This is a genomic window from Bifidobacterium sp. ESL0745 (assembly GCF_029433335.1).
Classification (GTDB): domain Bacteria; phylum Actinomycetota; class Actinomycetes; order Actinomycetales; family Bifidobacteriaceae; genus Bifidobacterium.
On the sequence record NZ_JAQTHX010000002.1, the window covers coordinates 253,742 to 273,496 of the forward strand.

Annotated in this window: 11 protein-coding genes and 1 tRNA gene; 4 read left to right on the top strand and 8 right to left on the bottom strand. The window is 53.7% G+C overall.

The genetic code is table 11. From position 1 onward, the window contains the following. Positions 1-95 precede the first annotated feature (95 nt). Complete coding sequence (locus tag PT275_RS07895) at positions 96-1,901, bottom strand: BspA family leucine-rich repeat surface protein (protein ID WP_277153837.1); 1,806 nt, start codon at positions 1,899-1,901, stop codon at positions 96-98. Between the two features lie 377 nt (positions 1,902-2,278). Here PT275_RS07895 and PT275_RS07900 point away from each other — a divergent pair, with 377 nt between their 5' ends. Together PT275_RS07900 and PT275_RS07905 are read left to right on the top strand one after the other, a co-directional pair. Beyond that, positions 2,279-2,509, top strand: coding sequence for a hypothetical protein (locus PT275_RS07900; RefSeq protein WP_277153838.1), 231 nt, complete (start codon positions 2,279-2,281; stop codon positions 2,507-2,509). Between the two features lie 351 nt (positions 2,510-2,860). Continuing rightward, the gene (locus PT275_RS07905; protein ID WP_277153839.1) at positions 2,861-4,285 is read left to right on the top strand and encodes a CCA tRNA nucleotidyltransferase; all 1,425 of its coding nucleotides are present in this window, start codon (positions 2,861-2,863) and stop codon (positions 4,283-4,285) included. Positions 4,286-4,287: 2 nt separating this feature from the next. Here PT275_RS07905 and PT275_RS07910 read toward each other — a convergent pair whose 3' ends face one another. The 5 genes from PT275_RS07910 to PT275_RS07930 form a co-directional block, all read right to left on the bottom strand. Continuing rightward, positions 4,288-4,950: a LytR C-terminal domain-containing protein gene (locus PT275_RS07910; protein WP_277153840.1), complete on the bottom strand. Its 663-nt coding sequence runs from the start codon at positions 4,948-4,950 to the stop codon at positions 4,288-4,290. 233 nt (positions 4,951-5,183) lie between these two features. Continuing rightward, a complete protein-coding gene (locus tag PT275_RS07915) occupies positions 5,184-6,503 on the bottom strand; it encodes an rRNA adenine dimethyltransferase family protein (RefSeq protein ID WP_277153890.1) in 1,320 nt (439 codons plus the stop codon). 34 nt (positions 6,504-6,537) lie between these two features. Continuing rightward, positions 6,538-7,821, bottom strand: coding sequence for an ATP-binding protein (locus tag PT275_RS07920; RefSeq protein WP_277153841.1), 1,284 nt, complete (start codon positions 7,819-7,821; stop codon positions 6,538-6,540). A 448-nt stretch (positions 7,822-8,269) separates the two neighbouring features. Further along, positions 8,270-9,898: a G5 domain-containing protein gene (locus PT275_RS07925; protein ID WP_277153842.1), complete on the bottom strand. Its 1,629-nt coding sequence runs from the start codon at positions 9,896-9,898 to the stop codon at positions 8,270-8,272. Positions 9,899-10,468: 570 nt separating this feature from the next. Then, positions 10,469-10,542: transfer RNA gene (locus PT275_RS07930), tRNA-Thr, on the bottom strand. 544 nt (positions 10,543-11,086) lie between these two features. Between PT275_RS07930 and PT275_RS07935 the strand changes: the two genes are divergently transcribed. Beyond that, positions 11,087-12,076: a thioredoxin domain-containing protein gene (locus PT275_RS07935; RefSeq protein WP_277153843.1), complete on the top strand. Its 990-nt coding sequence runs from the start codon at positions 11,087-11,089 to the stop codon at positions 12,074-12,076. 173 nt (positions 12,077-12,249) lie between these two features. Here the strand turns inward: PT275_RS07935 and PT275_RS07940 are convergent, their stop codons facing one another. Next, positions 12,250-13,206, bottom strand: a complete 957-nt coding sequence (locus PT275_RS07940; protein ID WP_277153844.1) for a thioredoxin domain-containing protein — start codon at positions 13,204-13,206, stop codon at positions 12,250-12,252. Positions 13,207-13,480: 274 nt separating this feature from the next. Further along, complete coding sequence (locus tag PT275_RS07945) at positions 13,481-16,132, bottom strand: serine/threonine protein kinase (protein WP_277153845.1); 2,652 nt, start codon at positions 16,130-16,132, stop codon at positions 13,481-13,483. A 462-nt stretch (positions 16,133-16,594) separates the two neighbouring features. Here PT275_RS07945 and PT275_RS07950 point away from each other — a divergent pair, with 462 nt between their 5' ends. Further along, positions 16,595-19,510, top strand: coding sequence for a glycoside hydrolase family 3 N-terminal domain-containing protein (locus PT275_RS07950; protein WP_277153846.1), 2,916 nt, complete (start codon positions 16,595-16,597; stop codon positions 19,508-19,510). Positions 19,511-19,755: the final 245 nt, after the last annotated feature.

Genomic DNA, 19,755 nt, shown 5'->3' on the forward strand with positions numbered 1-19,755 from the left:
TGCCTCCAGACATACATAATTCCGATTAAAAACATGCGAAGAGTGGCAGGGGTGACCCATTAGAGGCATCAGGAAACGGAGTGTATTGCTTAAAATTAACGGTTCCTGTACCTGTTGCGATTGAGTAAAACGGAAGTAATGCACGAGGCGATGATGCCAAGGACGATAAGCGCCGCCAGGAAGTCTTGCCAGTGCCCGCCCGTGAGCGGGATACTTGCGACTGTCGGCGGTGCTATGTGATCAGTGACGGTGACAGTGACGGGGCTACTGACGTTGCCTGCGGAGTCGGTAGCGGTAATGATCACCGTGGTGCCTGAAGCATGTCCTGTATTGTTAATTGACCACTTGCCATCAGAATCGGTGGTGGTGAGGCTGGATGCGCTGCCATCAGACCATACAGCCTTAATGGTGACGCCTTGCTCCGCTGGTCCGCCTTGCTTTTTATAGACGATGCCGGAAACCGGAGTATTGATGAGGAATAACGTCTTACCTTGCATATCGATGACAGGTACGGTGGCATCTTTCCACTTCACATATAGGGTGGTGTCGCCCGCTTGCGGGTATATTGAAATCCCAGGAGTATAATCTGTGCCGTTTCCGTCCGCCGCTGTATTCCATCCGATGGCCTTGTAACCAGTCCTGGTTATTCCCCTAAGTAGTGGGATTATGATTGCGTTGACTCCTGCTGTCCCGTTAGCTGTAGGCGGTGTCGTTCCGGCGGTGGCATCATTGAGATTGTAGGTAAATGTGAACGTCCCTGTTTGCAACACATAAACACCCTGAGCGCGCCCGTTCGTCGTTTCGGCGGCGAGCTGTTCTTCGGTGCCTCTCCATGTAGGGTTTACCCCTCCCGGCAATCGCGTCCAAGTGCCGCTTCGCAAATTGGTTTTGTTGTTGCTCGGCAGCATCGTATTCGGACCGAGCTCTAAACGAATGAGATTATTTGCGCCATTAAAAACCCCGTCCATCTTATAAAATTTAGTATAAATCTTGCTGGTGTCGAAGTTGGAGAGGTTGAGGCTGGTGAGTCCGCTGCAGCCGCTGAACATGCTGTTCATGTTGGTTGCGCTGCTGGTGTCGAAGTTGGAGAGGTTGAGGCTGGTGAGTCCGCTGCAGCCGCTGAACATGCTGCCCATGTTGGTGACGCTGCTAGTGTCGAAGTTGGAGAGGTTGAGGCTGGTGAGTCCGCTGCAGTCTTGGAACATGTTGCCCATGTTGGTGACGCTGCTGGTGTCGAAGTTGGAGAGGTTGAGGCTGGTGAGTCCGCTGCAGCCGTAGAACATGTAGCCCATGTCGGTGACGCTGCTGGTGTCGAAGTTGGAGAGGTTGAGGCTGGTGAGTCCGCTGCAGCCGCTGAACATGTAGCCCATGTCGGTGACGCTGCTGGTGTCGAAGTTGGAGAGGTTGAGGCTGGTGAGTCCGCTGCAGCCGTAGAATATGCTGTTCATGTCGGTGACGCTGCTGGTGTCGAAGCTGGAGACGTCAAGGCTGGTGAGTCGGCTGCAGTTGCCGAATATGCTGTTCATGTCGGTGACGCTGCTGGTGTCGAAGCTGGAGACGTCAAGGTTGGTGAGTCCGCCCATGTTAATGAACATGCGGTTCATGTTCGTGACTTTTGTGGTGTTGAAGTTGGAGAGGTTGAGGCTGGTGAGTCTGCTGCAGCTGCCGAACATGCGGCTCATGTTGGTGGCGCTGCTGGTGTTGAAGTTGGAGACGTCAAGGTTGGTGAGTCCGGTGACGTTGAAGAACATGTTGCTCATGGTGGTGGCGTTGCTGGTGTTGAAGTTTGATGCATCAATGCTGGTGAGCTTGTCACAGTAGTAAAACATACATGATGCAGCTGTGTCTTCCAATGAGAGGGTCTTGCCGGGGACAATCGAAAACTGGCTTAAGTTACCCATCGCGCTGAACACTCCGTCGCTGTTGGAACGGTCAGGTTCTGCTTCTTTTGTGGCGGTTATGGTCAGATTACCTTCAATGCTAATTTTTGTGATGTTCCTGTGGTTTAGGTTATGTTGGTCCCAAGGGATATTGGCTGTTCCTGTGGCTGGACGGATGTCTGGCGATTTGCCGCCGGAGATGTGGAGGATGCAACTTGAGTCAATGAACCATGTTGCGGTGCCCCATGTCGCTGGAGTTGTGGCTGTGCATGAGGTTTGCGGGCCGACAGTGGGTTGCTCGGTGGAATCTTCTTGGGGGGTGGGTATTGCGGTAGCGGCGTCATTGGACTTGTCTAGTTGATCGTCTTGGGGCTGGCTGGCCGATACAGGGGGACGGTTTGGTGCTGTTTTCTGTGTCTTGCCCAGATGCTTCGGTGTTTGAAGACTTTGAGGTGCCGGAAGCTGGTTTTGAAGCGTCGCTGGTAGGGGCGTTGATGTGGTTGTCTGCGTTTGCGGATGCGGCGGTATCGCCGGTTGGGTTTGTGGCGCTGTCTGTATTGTTTTTTCCGGATTGTCCGTTTCGGAGACGTTCGTGCCGGGTTGTGCCGCCTGCGTCAATACGGGGCTAAAGGCAAGTGCACAAGCAATGCCAATAACTATAGCCCTAAAAGCTGCACGCATCATTCGTCTCCGTATACGGTTGTTGTCTCTCATATCTCTACTTACTGGTGCATAGTGATTCCCGCCATCGGTCAACCGGTGTACTGCTCTATACCTTGCCGGAAACCCACACTTAAACCATATAATACAATGCAACATGGATATGAATTTAGTCTTTTCCTTATTGTTTCTCGATACTTTTAAGTAAATTTGATATTATTGTCGAATAGGTGAAAACGAATAAATGATGCGGCTAATTGCGGGGGCAACGGTGACGGTATGCTGGAAGGCGCGTGAAATTCGAACGTTGGAGGCAAATCGTGGAGTTTGAGGTGTGGCCTGAGGCCATTGAGCTGGGGCGCATGTTCGCCGAGCAGGGGTATGAGCTTTCGCTGGTGGGCGGGCCCGTGCGTGACCTGCTGCTGCACCGCAAAAGCCACGACCTCGATTTCTGCACTTCCGCGCGGCCTGAGCAGTTCGAGCCGATCCTGAAACGTTTCGGCCACGATGGCTTTTGGGATATGGGTCGCAAATTCGGCACGTTGGGCGCGATGCGGCGGCGTAAGGATGGCACCGAGGTCAAGGTGGAAGTCACCACGTACCGCTCCGACAAATACGACCCTGATTCCCGCAAACCAGAAGTGAGTTACGGGGACTCGCTGGAAGGTGACCTTTCGCGGCGCGATTTCACCGTCAACGCCATGGCTCTGCGTGTGCCTGACCTTGAATTCGTCGACCCGTTCGGCGGGGCCAACGATTTGGCCAAAGGCATTTTGCGCACGCCCGTAGACCCGCGCCAATCCTTCGAAGACGACCCATTGCGTATGATGCGCGCGGTGCGGTTCGTCGCCCAGCTTGGCTTCCGCATCGAGCCGGACACCGCCGAGGCCATCACCGATATGGTCGACCGCATTTCCATCGTCTCCGCCGAGCGCGTGCGTGACGAGATCACCAAGCTGTTGCTTTCCGAGCGCCCGCACGAGGGCATCGAGGCGCTGGTCGATTCCGGCTTGGCCGATATTGTATTACCTGAGATTCCTGCGCTGAAGTTGGAAATTGACGAGCATCACCGTCACAAGGATGTGTTCGAGCACACGCTGATGGTGCTCGACCGTGCGATTGCGCTGGAAACTGGGCCCGACGGGCCTGTGCCGGCCCCCGACCTGACGTTGCGTTTGGCCGCGCTGTTGCACGACATCGGCAAGCCCGCCACGCGTCGTTTCGAGCCGCACGGCAAGGTGAGCTTCCACCATCACGACGCGGTGGGTGCCAAAATGGTGCGCAAGCGCCTGAAAGCGCTGCGTTTCGACCACCATATCGTCTCTGACGTCAGCGAGTTGGTGAACCTGCACCTGCGTTTCCACGGCTACGTCGATGAACCTTGGACGGACTCGGCCGTTCGCCGGTATGTCAAGGATTCCGGACACTTGTACGAGCGCCTGAACCGCCTGACCCGCGCCGATGCCACCACGCAGAACAAGCGCAAGGCGCTGATGTTTTCGGATGCGATGGACGAGCTGGAAGCCCGCGTCAAGGAGCTTAAGGAGCAGGAGGACTTCGACGCGATTCGCCCGGACGTCAACGGCAACGAAATCATCGAAATCCTCGGCATCAAGCCTGGTCCACAAGTCGGCCAAGCCTACAAGCACATGCTCGATTACCGCCTGGATCACGGCCCCGCCGACCACGCCACGGCCGTCGCCGAGCTCAAGCGTTGGGCCGCGGAAGAGGGATTAACCGCCTGATTCTATTGCTGGGTGCGCGTGATGTCGGCCGGAAGCTTTGCGGCGTCGACTTTGCTGGGTAGCGTGCAGCCCTGGATGTTTTTGATTTTGGTGTCGGCGGCAGGGACGGATTCTTTTTTGGTCAGATCGTTGAATGTCGAGCCGAGGACCACGCTTACGAGCGCGTCCTGCCTGTTGTCCATCACCAATTTCGCGTCCGGGAAGTTGGCATACAAGGTGTAAGCCCCGCGGATGTTGCTCTTCCCGTAATAAATGGTGGTCCGTTCCGCTTTACCGGCTTTTTTATCGGTCTTATTGGTCTTGTCGGTTGTGGTAAGACTGCTGACTTGTGTCACCTTGAAATTGCGGTTTTGCAGAGCCTCGCCGACCGCCTTCGCGAAACCGACCGAATTGGTGCCATTGAGCACGGCAACTTCTACCTTATTGTTCTGTACGTAGGTTGCCGGGCTTTTGTCCGGGTTGTCGGAAGCGCAGACCAAGGGGGCGCCGAAATTCGTTTGGGCCTGTGGCACGCCGGCGTTGCTTTTGCCGATGGTGTGGAAGAAGACGAAGAACGAGACGATAAGAGCAATGACCAGAATGACTGCAAGCGTTGAGAATACGCGCATCTGACGATGATGCACATACTGCTTGCGTGCCTGTCGTTCATCACTAATTTGCTGCATTGTTCGTTCCTGTCAACCCGTGCCCGTTTCCTGCAAGCGCATGAAACTCAAGCGATGCGCGGAAGATTTGGCGAAATATCGACCTTTTTACTCTACCGTGAGAGTGTGACGCGCAACGGGTGTCGGCGTTCGCCGCTGGCGTCGCGATTTGTGTCGGTTTCTCGCGAGCGGTTCTTTGTAAACCGTTTATTTGTGGTGATATTTAGCGATTAATAATATGGAAGGCAGAACAGTTAGCTCTCGACTGCCTCTGCGAGGGCTGCGAATTCTTCGATGGTCAGCGTTTCGCCGCGTCTGGTCGGATCGATGCCCGCGGCCTCGAATGTTTCCGCCGGAACCAGCTTTTTCAGTGCCGCATGCAACGTCTTGCGTCGCTGGCCGAAAGCCGCATCAATAAGCTGGAAGACCTTCTCGCGGTTGGCTTTTGCGGGTATAGGAGAAATAGGTTTGGATGAAACGGGCTGAGACAAAATGCTCTTGGATTGCGGATTCTCGTTGCCTGGTTCGTCGGACTTACGACTGCCAGAGTTCTCTTCAACGTTGTGTGGCGTCGCAGCGTTGTCGTCGTTATCGGCGTAGCGCGTAAACGAAACCAGCGCGGAATCGACGTTCGGCGCGGGCCAGAAGACATTGCGGCCGACGAGCCCGACGCGCTCGGCTTGGCCGTACCACGCCAGTTTCACGCTTGGGGTGCCGTAGGTCTTGGAGCCTGGCTTGGCGGCGAGCCGGTCGGCCACCTCCTTTTGCACCATGACCAGGAAATGATCGAGGTTCTCGAAGCGTTCGAGCAACGTCAGCAATATTGGCGTCGCCACGTTGTATGGCAAATTGGAAACAAGTGTAAAGGGGTTGTTGTTGTCGGCACTGTGCGCGTGATCTGATGTCGACTCATCGTTGGTGGTTGATGCCGACCCGGCCTGTTCCGTGGTGGTTGACGCTGATTGGTCGTTATGTGTGGCATTTGCATTTGTATTTGTATTTGCCTGTGCATCTGCGGATTCCGATGCATTATTGTTGACGTTTTCTGTACTCGAATTTGTCGCGATTACGGTAGGCAAATCATTGTTGTTGTGGTTTTTCGGCACATAATCCGGCGCGAACTTCGGCAGCGTTCCCGGGCTTAGGCTCATCGCGTCGGCGTTGATCACGGTTAATCTGTCGGACGCCTCCGGCATGAATTCGGCAATGGTTTCCGGCAGACGTTTGGCCAGCGCCGGATCGATTTCCACGGCGGTGACGGCAGCGCCGGTTTCCAGCAATGCCAAGGTGAGCGAACCCAGACCCGGCCCGACTTCGAGCACTCGCGTCTGCGCGGTGACGCCGGCCTCGCGCACGATACGTCGCACGGTGCCCGGATCGATGACGAAATTCTGCCCGAATTTCTTGGTCGGGCTGATGCCGGCCTCGGCGGCGATGCGGCGGATATCTCCCGCTCCCAGCAAGTGACCGTTATGAGACTGGTCATCCGTCTGACTAGCCGACGTCGCATTGTTTCTTGTTACCGCTGTGTGTTTGCTGCCGTTTGCTGGAAACGTTTCAGATGCCGCAGGCATATTCCTCGTTGCTTGCTTGTTCATATTCCTTAAATTACTCGTAGGCATGGCGAGGCTTATTGCTTTTGGTCAACCAGTCGATGATATTGACGATATTGATGCCGTCTTCGGTGGTACTTGTGGAGAAATGATCCAGCGTCAGCACCGTCTTGGGGAACGAGTCGCGCAAAGCCTGCAACGGCGCCAGCTCTCGGGTGCGAACATCAGAGCCGAGCATGGTTTCCGTAACTTGGAAATATTCCATTCTTTCATGTTTTCGTGCCACGAAATCGACTTCGGTTTTCCCGTCGGTGCCGACTTCCACCTTCCAGCCGCGACGCAGCAGCTCGTTGCACACCACGTTTTCGAGTTGGAAACCGAGGTCTTGTTTGGCTGAAAAATCATTGGCCATGTTGCGCAAACCGGTATCGACCGGATAGAACTTGCGCAGTGGGGTTAGCGCTTTTTTGCCGCGAAGGCCGGTTTGTGAAACTCCATTGATAATGAACGCTTGGCTGAGTGCGGCGATATAGTTTTCCACCGTTTCCGCTGAAGTTTTCCTTCCGGCGCTCACCAGTGCTCCTACGATCTTGCGGGTGGAGAAAAGGTTGCCGGAGGTGGAGAACAGATAGGAAACCAGGCGGTTGAGCAGTGCGATGTCGCGGATGCCGAGCCGTTCGGCTACGTCGCGCAGGATGACCGTGTTGTAAATCGAATCCAATTCGCGCGCGATGATTTCGGGGTTCCAGGATTGAAGCGAGAAGAGGCTTGGCATGCCGCCGAAACGTAAGTATTCCAAAAACAGATCATCGGTTGATTTTTCGGCGAGCGCTTTGGCGCTGGTTTCTTTGAAATGGTTGACAAAATCAAGGTATTCGGCGAATGAAAGCGGGTAGATGTTGAAAGTGATGGTTCGTCCTGCAAGCAGCGTCGCGAGATCGCTCGAAAGTAGGGCCGCGTTGGAACCGGTGATATAGACGTCGGTGTTCTCTCGCGTATGCAGGCCACGCACGACCTTTTCCCATTGGTCGACTTCCTGAATCTCATCGAGGAAGACGTACATCGTCTTGCTGGGGTCGCTGTGTTCGAAGGCTTTCGAGAGTTCTTGGGTCAGCTCATCCCCGGTCTTGCGCATAGGCAGGCCGAATTCGTCGAAACGCTTGTAGTAAATGTTGCTTTTTGGCACGTCATTAGCGACCAATTCGTCGCAGATCATGCGGAGGATGGTGGATTTGCCGCAACGGCGGACACCTTGAAGCACCTTGACCTGTTCCGTTCCGATGAAGGGTTTGAGCTCGGCGAGATATCGGGGTCGGAGGACGGCGGTCTTATGGTTCATAGTGATGCTCCAAACTGTAAGTTATAACTGACACTTTAGCATAAAATCATTAAAGTGTAAGTTATAACTGATATTTTCGCGAATAAATACGAAATCGTAAGATATAACTGATATTTTGTGTTTTATATCTATAAGTTTTAGCTACACCTGAAATTTGATGATGAAAATAGCAAAAGTGTCAGGTATAACTTACATTTCGTATGATAAGTAGGGGAAAGTAAGTTATATCTGACACTTTTGGATTCGGGAAGGTGAAGGTTAACTGCAGCTGACGTTTGTAATGAAAACACGAGATTTTCAATTATCGTTGGCTGTGCTGCAGCATATTGCCGGCGGCAGTTTGCCGGTGATTTGAATGCGTAGTACATGACTGGAAGCTAGCTTGAATGTACCTTGGGTTTGCGCCGACCTGAATGCTGATGTCGGTTCGGACCTGAATTTCAATGATTTAATACCAGCCGCCAACGCCTGGTGTATTGGCGGGACATCTTGAATACCATATCTCTAAGGTGTGCGAAGGATTGCCGTAGTTGAGGTGGGTTTTGATATAGTTCAAGCCCCATGCGATTTGTGTAGCTCCGTTATCGCGCCAATCTGAGCCATATTCCTGCATCGAGTTGTAATTTGGTATGCCGTTGTAATTGGTGTACGTCATGGACTGCGGAATGCCATAAGCATATGGTGCGTAAGGACTCCCTGCGTTCCAGCGCCAGCCAGACTCTTTATTCCAAAGAGTTACCAGATCCTTCCACTGCTGCCCGGTCCATCCATATTGCGCTGCTGCCCCCTGGGCATAGATTTGTGCCGCTTCTGGTGTTGGATGCCAAAGACCGGAAGGTGTGGGAGAAGGTGCAGGCGTTGGGGCGGGAGTCGGAGCGGGGGCAGGGACCGAAGGCTGCGATGGTTGGCTGGGCTGTTGCGGCTTCTGTGCTGGCTTGGACGGGGTCGTCGGCTGGCTGGGCTGTTGCGACGGAGTTGAAGGTGCTGGGATGGATGGCGTCAGGTTGTTGGAATTATCCTTGCTGGAATCCTTGTCCTGGTTCTTGTTCGAGTTGTCGGTCTTGTCTTTGCTTGAATCGTTGCTGCTGCTTGATCCGCTGTTTGCCTCAGAGCCGGTACCGTTGTTGCTGCTGGACCCGCCGTTATTATCATCGCCGCTATTACCGCTGTCCGCGCCGGTACCGGTACCTGTCGAAGGTGCGGGCGCAGGCGTTGGGGCCGGTGCCGCAGGCCCTACAGCCACAATCTGATCGACGGGAACTTGCGTAACGGTCTCGGACTTGAGCGTTGAGGTCTCGACCTGACCGTCGACGTAGGTGACGTCGTAAATCTGTTCCTTGTTGCCGTTTTGGCCGGCCTGGCGGACCTCGCTTTGTCCGGGCTGCAGGCTGGCATCGACCACGGTTCGCGTCGAGAACGGCAACACGACGTTCTTCGTTTCTTGGCCGTGGGTGACGCGCTGGACGCGCAGGATGGTCTGCCCGTTGTCTTCGCTGACGCTGACGCGATCGTCCTTGCCGATGGTGATGTTCTTGGAATCGAGGATCGAGGCAGCCGTGAGCTTGCCGTTTGGTGCAATCGAGGTTTTGCCATCGGCGATCACCGTAACCGGACCGGCCTTGTTGATGACGAAGCCGCCGGTTAGCTGGTTGTAGACGTTGCCGACGTTCACCGAGACTTTCGCCGCGTTCTGATCGCCCGCTTTGAAGAAGCCGAGGAGTTGGTCGGCGCTGGTGGCGTAGGTCCAGAAGGGGACATCCTGACCTTCGATGTTGATAGTGGTCTGGTAGGCGCTGTGCACGGTGACCACGTCGTGATTGACGAGACCGGCCTTGTCGTTTGAGGAATCGATGAAATCGTGCGTTTTCGTTTTGACGCCTTGCGACTCAAGGAATCTGGGCACGCTTGCGGAATAGGTCGTGACGGTTTTGGTCTCCCCGTTGACCGTCAAGGCCACCGTTTTACGCGCGGTGATCGCGAAAAAGATGATGCTGACCAGCAACACCGCCGCCACGCAAATCGCAACGCGAATCCTGCGCAAAGTGACAAAACGTCGTGGAGTCCATCGACGTGCCATCCAAACCCCCTGAAGCAATTCCGGCATGCTTACCATGCCTGTGTTCGATCCAAGTCTATAGTCTATCGGGTCAACCTTAAAGGGTGCAATACGTAATTAGGCTATAGAGTCAAGATTTTGCAAAGAAAGTGCATCGATAGTTGTCACACGCAATGAATGCCGTAGGGAAAGCGTTAAAGCAGACCGAAAAAAAAGATGCTTCTCCCTTGGGGCTAAAGGCTTTGAAAAAGGGAAAAGGGGCGGGAGAGAAGGGGATATTCCCGCCCCTAAAGGGCGAAGCAAATTGGGGGAAGTTTCGCCCTTGGACGTTGCCCTCATATAGAAGAGGAGACAACGCTTACTTACTCGAGCAAGAGTAATACCGTCGGCGCCTCCTTCACGCCGGAAACGTTGTGGACGTAAGGTTTACGAACCGCCACAACGCACACAACCCACCTTCGTGGGCCTTACATCAGTTCATTACTGCTTCGATTGAAGCGCACTGCCCGCCTCAACCGCGAACAACTACTGCACAAACAACTTCAACTACAAAACAATTACATCGTCTGTCACCGCAACATCGTACCGGTGAGCCTCCTGTCGGGATCGAACCGACGACCTGCCGCTTACAAGGCGGCCGCTCTGGCCATCTGAGCTAAGGAGGCGTTGGCTTCAATCGTATCCGACAAAACCAGACAGACTCTTATTTTAGCAGCATGTCTCGATTAGGCCAATATGCAAAGCTGTGAGAATTTAGTCATAAGTGTCGATTTCGCTAAAAAGTTGGAAGCATGTAGAATAGGGTCAGTTGTGTGATATGTATCACGGCCAAAAACAAAGGAGAGAAGAATTAAAAAGGTGAAATGTTATACGTAGACATCGTTTGGCTACCTGTAGTGAATATTGATAGCTGCTGATTGTTAATAAAAGACAATTAAACAGGAGAAAATAATTTTACGTCATACGAATTATGCTTTCGTTTTGTGCAAAACGATTCCGCTAAGCGATGCATAATTCGGCTGCATTTTAACAAGTGTTATATCCTTTAAAAGCTGCTTCTCGCACATTGTGGTTGGTGTTGCACTTTTTGGGGGGATGCCATACAACTTGTTGAGAGTGGCAATGTTAATACGTGACAGGTCGGTACACTCATTGCGTCGGCCAGTGGACAGCATTGCTAGCGCAAATAATGACAGATGAGGATGGGGTATGGCTCGGCATACAGGCAATGGCTACGCCCAGGCGGCCACTTCTTGGTATGGTGGTGCCGATGCGGGGGACTTGCTGATCCAATCCCGCAAGGCCCAGCAAGCCAAGGAACGCAGGCAGCGCCGTATTGTCGGGTTTATTGCCTTCATTGTCGTCATGGTTTTCATCGTGGTAATCGGATTGGTTAGTTATCATTCCATTGCCAAGCGCAATGCGGCGCAGAACATCACTGAGGATCAGGCGTATAGCAGCCTGCAAAAAGTCAAGCTGAAGCCCAAGTACACTAACGATAAGGGTGGTATCCTCTTCTCGAAAGTCGGTTACGGCAAGAAGGCGCCGAACGCCCCGACCATTGAACTCTATACCGACCCGATGTGTCCCGGATGCGCAGTACTTCACCAGCAAATGGATTCGACGTTCCGCGCGTTGCTGGACTCCGGTCAGATCAATCTTGAGGTTCATCCGGTGACGTTCCTCGACAGTATGTCAACCGATCACTATTCGTCACGTGCTGATAATGCCATTGCCTATATCTCAAGCTACGATCCCAATCCAGATCATCTTTTGGATTTCCTTACCAATATCCATTCTGATAGTTTTCAGCCCGAAGAGGCAGCCAACTACAAGCCGGTAAGCAACGCACAGCTCCAGCAGCAAGCCGTTACGTCGGGCGTGCCTGCAGGTATTGCGGCCAAAGCGTTCGGCAATGAATACGAACCTTGGCTTGCCGCCGCCGCGCAATATACGTTGCGCCGCCCGGAGCTCAAGGATATAGCCGGTCAGTTCAAAGGCAAACTCACGACCCCCGTCGTCGTCATCAACGGCAAAATGCTTGATATTTCAGGGATCAGCGATATCGGACTCACCTATAAGGTGGCGATTCTGCAGTCGATCGGTTTGAGCAACGAAGCCATCGGCAGGGTTGGCGCACAGCCGGCCATCGGTTCGAACGGCAGTCCTACATTCCCCAAGTCCCAACCCTCCGCCTGACACATCTGGTGTTGATTCCTTTTGGCAGAGCTATCCAACAAGGTTGGTCTAATGAAGCTTTCTGGTAGGAATCCCCGACGAAGAGGGCATTCGGCAATATTCGCATAGCAAAAGGCCGGCGACAGATCACGTTCGAATCTGCCGCCGGCCTTCAGCGAATCAGCCCGCTGTTTTTACTTCAGAGGCTTTGGCGCCCCCGTGCCGATCTTCGGCAAGACACCTTCTTTGCCGACCTGCGATTCGCTGATGCCCAGCGATTTCAGGATCGCCTGCTGCTGGGTGAGCCCCGACTGGGTGACCTCGGACATATTCATGAGCTTGCCGTTGATGGTGACGGTCGGAGTGCTCATCTGCCCGGAATCGTTCTGCAGATCCTTGCGCTTGATGGTGTAATTGTAGGTGGCTTCGAGCCACTTGTTGTATGTGCCGCCGAACGCCTTGTCGATGACGTCTTGGGGAACGCCAGCGGCAATCGCCTGTGCCTTGATCTGGGCGTTGCTGGTCGGTTTGTAATCAGGGCCTTCTCCGGGCTGGAAGTCCTTCTTGTAAAGATTGCTGACGAAATCGAGCAGGTGCTGGGTGCTCGGGTCGTGGCTGGAAACGTAAAGTACGGCCCCTGTGGCGCGGGTGGAATACTGGTCGGTCGAATCCGGATCAAGGAAGTTCATGAAGTGATAGACAAGGTTGATCTGGCCGGAGTCCACCAGCTTGTCAAGGTCAGTGTCGACCTGGCGATGCAGCGAGCCGCAACCGGGGCAAAGGGGATCCATATAGAACTCGACGGTCGGCACTTTGGCGATTTTCTTACCGTAACCGTCTTTGGAAATCAGGATGCCGCCCTTGTCATCGGCGAACTCGGGCTTGACCTTCACGTTTTGCAATGCAGTATACGAGGCGTCGGCGGTAACCTTGTCGGCTTCCGCCTTTTTGTGGATCGACCGCACGGCGACTATGGCAATGACGGCGACAAGTGCCACGATGACGGCGACGACGATGGCACCGATGATGGTCTGCTGCTTGCGTTCCTTGGCCGCGGCTTCTTCACGTGCCTTTTGCAGCGCCTCTTCCTCAGCCCTGCGTCTCGCCCGTGTCTGGCGTTTTTGCGCTTTCTTATTGCCCTGCTGTGCCATGTGCCCCTCTTTGTATTGCAAAATGATGTCAATCGCCGGTTTCCCGACGTTATGGTGACCAAAGTAGCAAGTGTACTCAAGCAAACTTCATATTGAATACATTTTGCCCTTATGGGTGGATGAAATAGTCTTCTGGTGAACAGGTCTTGCGCTTTTGGAACATATGTCAAAATTCGCACACACCCAAACGAGGGTATTTAAACAGGGAATGGCGGAATTGCGGGGTTGCACTTTTTGAATGATCGGGTTTGGATATGTGCCTTCGCGCATAAGTTCATAGCTGTGGCGTGGGGAGGGGAATCCAATTGATTTGATGATTGGAAAGCAACAATACCAGCGCCAGGATCGTGACAATCGCCCATATGGCCCACAGCGTCCAGCGACCGGTGTGATGCCGCTTCTTGGCATTGCCGCCGTCGAAGTCCCCTGCCTCGTCGGTATCGTCGGCTTCGTCCGCTGAACCAAGATATTCGTTTCCCCCTTGGCCGCCTTGACCGAGCAGGGAAGTCTTTCGTTGTGGCGTATGGGATTCAGCAGGGTAATGGGCTCCTCTTAGGCGGCCGGCACCGATGCGCAGCACCTTTGTTTTGGGGCCGAAAACGGTGAGTAGCCAGGCGACGACCATGAATATCGCCAGCGACAGGCTCGAATACGAAAGCGAAAAGTCGGCGGGTAGGGGCAAAGGCATATGCCATGAGCCAATCGCCAACGTGACCATGTGCGTAGGAAATCCTGAGACGAGATTGACCACCACCGGCCCCACGCCGGCGATGACGAAGAGCAGTAATGCGCGCGGGATGGTGAAAAGCAACGCTTCAACCAAGTGCCAAGGCAGGCTTACCGCGCGCAGGGCCACGTCGCCGCCTTTGCGGATACCGTTATGGCGAGCCTCGCGATCGAGTTGTGCTTCTTCGCTGTATCCGAGCGTCAGGAAGAACCAAATCAGGACGATCGCGCAGCATATCGAAACCACGGGTATGGTCGCTGAAAGCAGCGCAAGTGGAATCGTCAGAAGGCACAGCGGCAGTATGGAACGTGACAGAAGTTTGCCACGTCTTGCGTTCGCTGGGCTTTCGAGATTTGCGAAGTTCTCCGCCGGTTCTGACGCTTGGAGTGTGGATTGTGGCAGGGACTCTGCCTGCGCGCTCGACTGACCATATATATAAGGAGCGTTTGCGTCGTAAGGTGTGGGCTGGGCCTGTTGCCGGGATAAACCGGGTTGCTGCATCTGCGTGGTCGGGGCGAGGGCAAGCGGCATGGTGCCATCTTCCGCGGCCTGTGTGGCTGATAAGGCCGAGGCGGGCAGCGGTGAAGTCGGATCGAGGTTTTGTGCTGGGGCGGTGTCGAGCGGCAATGTGGCCGTCGCGCCGCCGTCGTCTCTGCTGTTTTGCGTCACTGCGGAAGTCGCAGTCAGGTCTTGGAGCGAAGGGGCTGGTAGAGTTTCGGTCGCTTCTTCACTCGAAGCAGCGGTACCTCGGATCGCTGGCTTTGTTGATGGTTGGTTATGGCCACATAGGCCGTTTGACGTTCCGGCTTGCGCGCTTGCGGCAGAGGCAACCGGCATCGCTCGCGTCGAACCACGGATTTGGCGGGGTTGTCGCGCCGCCGGTTCTGCGTCGGCCTGACTGTCCGGCGCGGCAAACGTAGGAATGTCATCGGTCCATGAAGCTCGCGGATTGCTGGGAATATCTGTATTGGTCGCGGAAGAAGAACTTTGGAATTGCGACTGCCGGTTACGCGGAAGGATTTGGCCAAAAGGGGGCATCGCCGCCTGAGTGCTGTTGTCGATGCCGTTGTGGTTGTTTCTATTTGCTTTGTTGGCGCTGTTGCCGCCGTAGCTGTTGTTGTCGCTACCGCTATCGCCGTTGCCATAGCTATTGCCCAATCCGCTGTTGAGCCCGGTCGCACCATTATTGATGATTCCGATAGTGCCGCTTCCGTCGTCATCCAGCTCGCCGTTTTCGAATGGATTCAGCGCATCGAGCGTGATGGCTTTCAGCAATTCATCCGGGCTGCAACGTTTCGCCGGGTCGGGGTCCAACGCACGGCTTAGGGCCTCTCGTGTATTTGATGGAAGACCGGAAAGATTGGCGTTGCCGCTTGCCTCGCGCTCGAGCACAGCCATCATCGGCTTGCTGCCGAAGACGGGCCGGCCAGTGGCGGCGAAGGCGATGACGCTGGCGAGCGACCACCAGTCGGTGGCCTCGTTGCTTTCCGCGCCATCGATGATTTCCGGGGCGATGAAGCCGGGTGTGCCCATCACCAGGCCGGTGCGCGTGACGTGGCTTTCGCCGGCGGTCATGGCGATGCCGAAATCTACCAGAACCGGACCGGAGGCCGAAACCATGACGTTCGTCGGCTTGATGTCGCGGTGAATGATGCCTTGGGCGTGCACCGCTCGCACGGCATCGATGAGTTTGGCGGCCAGACGTTGCAAATCGTCGCCGACGTACCGACCGTTCGCCGCCACATCGTCGCGCAGGTTCTTGCCCTCGATCAGTTCCGTGACGATGAAGGCGAGGGAGTCGTCAAGCTCCATGTCGACGATGGCGCAGACGCCTGGATGGTGGATTTTGCGCATGGCCACCGCCTCGCGCCGCATGCGCTCGCGGGCCGTGACGTGCGGATCGTGGCTGTGGTGATGGTGTTGTGCTGCCGGGTTGCTGGATTCTTCGCCGGAATTGTTGGCATAAGGATTATTTGTATTATTGTAATTGCCGTTTTCGTCGCCGGTGTTGTAATTTTCCCCGCCGGTTTCGCTATCGTCTTTGAGCGAATCCCGCAAAATCTTCATGGCGTAGACTTGCCCGCCGTCGTCGCGTACCCGCCAGACCGAGCCCATCGCGCCGCCGCCCAGCCGAGAGATCAGCGTGTATCCGCCGACAATTTCCCCAGGCTCCAGGTCCAACGCGTTCAAGTCGCTCATGTTTCTAATACTACTTGGGTGGAGGGAGTGCGTAACCTAATGGTGTTGCCGTTACAATATTCGCGAAAGCCGTTTTATTGATAGTAATAAATTATCCTATTTAAAGAATACAAAGTCCTGTTCAAAAAAATAAGTGACCTTTTTAAACATTAAGGAGATTGTGCCGTAACTGCTTAATTATTTCTAGAACTTGGAATCTTTTTGGGCATACTGAATCTAAATTGGGACATGCACTTTTAAAAAATAGTCAATACTATAATTCTCGGCAAAATGTGCGTAAAAAATGACAGGCTAAGTGGAACTGTGGAAAGTTCACAGGTTCCTCGGCACAATGAAAGTGAACATGAGCCAGTGATTTGGCAGTTCTTCGCTTCGGAAGAATCGGCAGATTATATGACATTTCGGCAAAGTTGTCGATTGCCTAGATCTCATGTACGAGGAAACAAAGGAGAGGACTGAAACATGCTGAAGATTCAGATGTCTGATGTTATCGCAGTCTTGCACTCGTTAATACCATATCTGGTAGTCATCGGTGTGCTGCTTGTTGCTGCGATCATCATCAGTTTTGCGGTCAATAAAAAGACCGTGCAGAATGTGGGGACGCGGAAACTGGTACACAGCGAGTCGTGGCTTGTTGTGTTGATCGGTATCGTCGTTTCGGTTTCGATGATGCTGGTCGGGCCAATGCAGACATTGCTCAACAATACTTCTGCCAAGAAATATGAGTTGACGTCTGCCACTGTCACAAAAGCCAATAAACTGGCTGAAACCGTAGAGCAGGAAGCTGTTACACTCCTGCAGAACAACGATTCCAACCTGCCGATGTCAAATAAGAACGTCAATGTATTCGGTTGGTCGTCGACCAATCCGATCTATGGAGGTTCGGGCTCAGGTTCAATGTCCAAGCAGTATCCGAAGGTCTCCATGCTTGAGGGTATGCAAAAGGCTGGATTGAAGACCAATTCCGAACTTTCCAAGCTGTATACGAGCTATGGCACGAAGCGGCCTGAAGTCGGTATGTTCCATTCCGATTGGTCTTTGCCTGAGGTGCCTGTTGCCCAATATCCCAGCGGAGTCATTGACAACGCAAAGAAATTCTCCGATCAGGCCGTTGTAGTCATCGCCCGAACCGGTGGTGAGGGTTCTGATCTGCCGACCGACATGTCGGCGAAGACCGCCAGCCATAAGGATAATTCCAAGGATTACAAGGATTTCCAGTCTGGTCAGCATTTCCTGCAACTCAGCAAGACCGAAAAAGATCTGCTGGGAATGGTTACCAAGAACTTCTCAAAGGTCACTTTCGTCTATAACGGTGCCAACGCGCTACAGTTTGATTTTCTGAAGGAATACCCGCAAATCAAGTCGGTTGTGTGGTGCCCTCCTGCCGGTCAGACCGGTTTCACAGCTCTTGGTGATGTTCTCGCCGGTAAGACCAATCCTTCCGGAAAGACCCCGGATACGTTTGTCAAGGATCTGAAGAAGACTCCGTACTTCAACAACTTTGGTGACTTCACCTACAATAACGTACCTGAATTCCAGAGGACCAGCTCGCTGTTCAAGCAGACGCTGACCCCGAGTTTTGTCAACTATGTGGAAGGCATTTACGTCGGTTATCGCTTCTATGAGACCGCTTCCAAAGAAGGCCTTATCAATTACGACGACGTGGTGCAGTATCCGTTCGGCTATGGCCTGAGCTACACCAAGTTCGAGCAGAAGATGGGCAAAGTCTCCCATAGCGATGGCAAGATCTCGTTCGACGTCACGGTGAAGAACACTGGCAACAAGGCCGGTAAGGACGCCGTCGAAGTCTATTACGATCCTCCGTACACCGAAGGTGGCATCGAGAAGGCCTCAACGAATCTGGCTGCATTCGCGAAGACGAAAGATATCAAGCCGGGTGCCTCGCAAACTGTCAAGATTTCCTTCAAGGATTCCGATATGGCTTCCTACGATCAGAAGAAGGCCAAGTCTTATGTGTTGGAGAAGGGCGACTACGGCATTTCTCTGCAGTCCGATTCCCATCACGTCGTTGATTCTCAAACGGTGAACATTCCTTCAACCATTACGTATAATACGAAGTCGAATACGCATAGCGGTGACAAGGTTGCTGCGACCAATCAGTTCGATGACGCGGCCAGCGATGTCAACTATCTTTCGCGTGCCGGCCACTTTGCGAACTATGCCCAGGCGACCGCTCGTCCTGCGTCATTGGCGATGAGCGACAAGAACAAGGCCAAGTTCGTCAACAATGGCAATTACAAGGTCGCGGATCACAACAAGTCCAGCGACAAGATGCCTACCACCGGCGCGAAGAACAACATTCGTCTGGCTGCTCTGCGTGGTAAGTCCTACGACGATCCTCAATGGGACAAGCTGCTTGACCAGCTGACGTTTGGCGATATGGACAACCTCATCGCTATGGCTGGCTACAACACCCCTGCGATTAAGTCGATCGGCAAGGTCCAAATGACCGATGCCGATGGTCCTGCCGCTTTGAACAACAACTTCACCAAGACCGGATCGATCGGTTTCCCGACGGCCACTTCTATGGCGTGCACATGGAATCGCGATCTGGCTCGCCAGTATGGTGATATATTCGGTGAAATGGCTCGTGAGATGCATATCTCCGGTTGGTATGGGCCTTCCATGAATATTCATCGTTCCGCGTTCGGCGGCCGTGACTTCGAGTACTTCTCGGAAGATCCGCTTATTTCGGGTGTCTTGGCTTCTACGGAAATCAAGGCTGCGAAGCAGCATGGTGTCTATTCCTTCATGAAGCATTTTGCCATGAACGAGCAGGAGACCAACCGTCTGAACATGCTTTGCGAATGGGCCAATGAGCAGTCGATCCGTGAGATCTACCTCAAGGTGTTTGAAATGAGCGTAAAGGACGGTGGAGCGAGCGGTGCCATGTCGGCATTCGATTACATCGGCCCGACCTATTGCGGCGCGAATTCGGCATTGCTGAATAAGGTGTTGCGCGATGAATGGGGCTTCCACGGCTTTGTCATCACGGATTATTACGGCAGCTCCGAGATCTTCCAGGAAGGCAACCGCGAGATCCGTAATGGTAATGACGCAATGCTTGCGACCATGAATGTCAATAACCACATCTCCGACAAGTCCGCGACTTCGGTCATCGCGATGCGTCAGGCTACCAAGAACATCCTCTACACCACGGTTAACAGCTGGGTATATGAGAAGGGCGAGCCGAAGGATCCGGTTCCTGCATGGCGTGTGGCCATGTATGTGGTCTGGGCCGTGACGGCTGTCTTGGTTATCGGCCTCGAGGTTCTTACCATCATGCGGTACATGCGTCGTCGTAAAAGCGGGGAGGCCACTGTCTCCGTTGACGCAAGTGACGATCATAAGGAATAGAGGTGAGATATAAGGCCAGAGAGGTTTATTGCTGACCTTAGTGAAATTTGGTGATTGCTGGTGACGGGCTGGGATTTTCACCCGTCGCCAGCAACATCTCAAATGTTTGAGTTGTGAATTCCTAAAACGTGATGGCAAATTCAATATCCTGATTATTGATTTGATTTGTTGTTACAGGTGTCTGCGGCAACCGTGCAAGTTACCGCAGCGTCACTATCGAAAGTGTGCCGACAGATTCGATTCTT

What these genes read in the sequence shown, in the direction of transcription:
- PT275_RS07915 (WP_277153890.1), bottom strand. Translation starts at nt 6,503, where the DNA reads ATGCCTGCGGCATCTGAAACGTTTCCAGCAAACGGCAGCAAACACACA.
- PT275_RS07945 (WP_277153845.1), bottom strand. Translation starts at nt 16,132, where the DNA reads ATGAGCGACTTGAACGCGTTGGACCTGGAGCCTGGGGAAATTGTCGGC.
- PT275_RS07940 (WP_277153844.1), bottom strand. Translation starts at nt 13,206, where the DNA reads ATGGCACAGCAGGGCAATAAGAAAGCGCAAAAACGCCAGACACGGGCG.
- PT275_RS07895 (WP_277153837.1), bottom strand. Translation starts at nt 1,901, where the DNA reads ATGGGTAACTTAAGCCAGTTTTCGATTGTCCCCGGCAAGACCCTCTCA.
- PT275_RS07920 (WP_277153841.1), bottom strand. Translation starts at nt 7,821, where the DNA reads ATGAACCATAAGACCGCCGTCCTCCGACCCCGATATCTCGCCGAGCTC.
- PT275_RS07935 (WP_277153843.1), top strand. Translation starts at nt 11,087, where the DNA reads ATGGCTCGGCATACAGGCAATGGCTACGCCCAGGCGGCCACTTCTTGG.
- PT275_RS07950 (WP_277153846.1), top strand. Translation starts at nt 16,595, where the DNA reads ATGCTGAAGATTCAGATGTCTGATGTTATCGCAGTCTTGCACTCGTTA.
- PT275_RS07910 (WP_277153840.1), bottom strand. Translation starts at nt 4,950, where the DNA reads ATGCAGCAAATTAGTGATGAACGACAGGCACGCAAGCAGTATGTGCAT.
- PT275_RS07925 (WP_277153842.1), bottom strand. Translation starts at nt 9,898, where the DNA reads ATGGCACGTCGATGGACTCCACGACGTTTTGTCACTTTGCGCAGGATT.